The organism is Oribacterium sp. (assembly GCF_057249185.1).
Genome location: NZ_DBHIGR010000240.1, coordinates 1 through 2,303, shown reverse-complemented (window position 1 = coordinate 2,303; position 2,303 = coordinate 1). Strand labels below are relative to the sequence as shown.

Here is a 2,303-nt window from a genome sequence, read left to right as displayed (position 1 = left end):
TAAAATAACTATAAACTCTCTTCCTATCTTCTTCCCTTTCTCATACTTCCTGCTATAATGAATTTTATACAATTTAATTTCAAACATCTTTTAACATTGAAATGGAGGTCATTATGAGTTTTAAAAATATTACTGTTGCAGGTGGTGGAGTTTTAGGATCCCAAATTGCTTTTCAGACTGCATTTTCCGGATTTTCCGTAAAGATTTGGCTAAGAAGTGAGGACTCTATCCAGAGAACCAAGCCGAAGCTGGAAAGACTTTACACGATTTATAAGAACGAGCTGACAGAGGCAAAAAAGAACCTGGGAAAGGGACTGATCTTCTCCAGAGGTTTGATTCCTGATTCTTCCTCCGTGACAGAGGCGGATATTGACAAGCTTTTGGAAAATGTGGAAAAAGCCCACAAAGAAATCCAGCTTACCACCGATTTTGCCGTTGCCTGCAAAGATGCAGATTTCATTATCGAAAGCATGGCGGAAAATCCCGAGGCAAAGAGGGAATTCTATAAAGCTATCGATCCTTTCCTTTCGGAAAATACCATTGTTGCCACAAATTCTTCCAGCATGTTGCCCAGCCAGTTTAGAGACTGCCTCTCCAGACCGGAAAACTATCTGGCTATCCATTTTGCCAACAATATCTGGAAAAGTAATACCGCAGAAATCATGGGACATGACGGCACCTCCAAGGAGGCTTATGAGGCGGTAGCAAACTTCGCTTCAGAAATTAAAATGATTCCCCTTCGTTTACATAAGGAACAGCCCGGTTACATCCTTAACTCCATGCTGATTCCCTTCCTAAGCGCAGGAGAAATGCTTTTGGCCAAGGAAGTGGCAGACCCTGCCACCATTGACCTGACTTGGAGAATGGGCACCGGTTCTCCCCTTGGTCCTTTCCAGATTCTGGATATCGTAGGCTTAAATACCGCTTTAAATATTGTATCCAATAATCCCCAGTCTCAGGATCCAAGCAGCATTCCCGGTAAGATTAAGGCTATTTTAGAAAAGTATGTATCAGAAGGTAAAATCGGTGTGAATGCAGGGGAAGGATTTTATAAGTATAAATAGCTTTTAGTTTGAAGTTTGTTTTGCAAAATTTTGATTCAAAGCTTGTTTTTCAAACTTTTTTAAAGCTTATTTTTCAAATTCTTTTCTCTAAAAAATATAGAAAATAGCTCCGCTTTGGGATATTTTTTCCCAAAAACGAAGCTATTTTTTCTTTATTATATTCTCTCAAGTTCATAAGCCTGATAGGAATCCACCTTACCTCCGTCATACATGGACACCATGTAGTGACTTCCGTTTATATCGATAATCCGGCCTTCTGTATTTCTATATCGTACTAAGACCGGGTCTACAATATAAAATTTCTCCGGCTTTTTTCCGGCAAAAAGCCTCGATAGCCGAAAGAGTTTCAGAAGACTATTCAGTCCTAATATCTTAAAAAGCAAAACAACAGGAAATGCCACAATCCCAAAAAGTACAGGCAAAAGGGAGATGCCGGATCCTTCCGTACTATCATTAGAAGACAAGGTATTGCGCTCATGGACTGATTTTTTCGTCCATGCCTTTTTAAAAGTATTTTTTCCTTTTCCGGACTTTATCTTCTTATACTCTCCGTCCACTTCATAGAAACCGTTTTTTTCACAAAGTTCTCGGTGTACTCGAGGGCTCAGTACATCCTCCAGATCCCCCATATCCTCTCCTGAAAATTGCAGTTTCGAAGCCAATGCAGCCCGATCTATAACCGACTTGGATGACACGCCCTCTAATTCAAGAAGTTCCTCTGCATTGAGGGAAATCTTTCGATAAAGGGAAATTTGACTCCTAAGGACATGGCTTTTTTAATCAGTTTCGCATTTAATTCCTGATCCTTGATGAGTTCGGCAATATCAGAAATCTCCCAAGCTTCTCCAATCGTTTTCAATGAAGAAATTCTCTGACTTAAAGTAGATTTGCTCCAGTTTTCAGCCCTTTCATAAAAATCATCCCATTCCATAAGCAGCTACCTTTTTTCGTACAATACAGATATTTTGAAAACCAATCCTTTTTTACGCACAAGTAACGGCAAAGGTTTCTTATTCCACTTTCAGCTCTATTCCCATTTCCAAGGCACGCTCCTGATAGACTTCGTTAATCTCCGATGTCACCACCAGTCGCTTCTTGGCATATTTTCCGCCAAAGCGATTCGCTACCGTATCCAGCTCATACAAGGCATGCAGGCACTGCTGGGGAGAAAGCTTTCCGCTCTTACAGGAAATAAAACTGGGGATATAGCCCTGAAGAGACAAAACATCGATTTCATTT

Annotated in this window: 3 protein-coding genes and 1 pseudogene; 1 reads left to right on the top strand and 3 read right to left on the bottom strand. The window is 40.4% G+C overall.

What is annotated here, in order from left to right; all coding sequences use genetic code 11:
* The first annotated feature begins 113 nt into the window (after positions 1-113).
* Entirely contained in the window at positions 114-1,064 is a 951-nt protein-coding gene (locus ACO4PX_RS09945; RefSeq protein WP_485572544.1) for a 3-hydroxyacyl-CoA dehydrogenase, read from the top strand.
* A 155-nt stretch (positions 1,065-1,219) separates the two neighbouring features.
* Here ACO4PX_RS09945 and ACO4PX_RS09940 read toward each other — a convergent pair whose 3' ends face one another.
* The 3 genes and pseudogenes from ACO4PX_RS09940 to ACO4PX_RS09930 all read right to left on the bottom strand — a co-directional run.
* Positions 1,220-1,693 (bottom strand): hypothetical protein, encoded by a 474-nt coding sequence (locus ACO4PX_RS09940; RefSeq protein WP_485572542.1) that lies wholly within the window; start codon positions 1,691-1,693, stop codon positions 1,220-1,222.
* 71 nt (positions 1,694-1,764) lie between these two features.
* On the bottom strand, positions 1,765-1,995 hold the full coding sequence (locus ACO4PX_RS09935; RefSeq protein ID WP_485572541.1) for a hypothetical protein: 231 nt from the start codon (positions 1,993-1,995) through the stop codon (positions 1,765-1,767).
* A 79-nt stretch (positions 1,996-2,074) separates the two neighbouring features.
* Positions 2,075-2,303: pseudogene (locus tag ACO4PX_RS09930) on the bottom strand (hypothetical protein); the annotation flags it as partial.

Coding starts and splice junctions, on each gene's coding strand:
- ACO4PX_RS09945 (WP_485572544.1), top strand. CDS start 114: ATGAGTTTTAAAAATATTACTGTTGCAGGTGGTGGAGTTTTAGGATCC.
- ACO4PX_RS09940 (WP_485572542.1), bottom strand. CDS start 1,693: ATGGGGGATCTGGAGGATGTACTGAGCCCTCGAGTACACCGAGAACTT.
- ACO4PX_RS09935 (WP_485572541.1), bottom strand. CDS start 1,995: ATGGAATGGGATGATTTTTATGAAAGGGCTGAAAACTGGAGCAAATCT.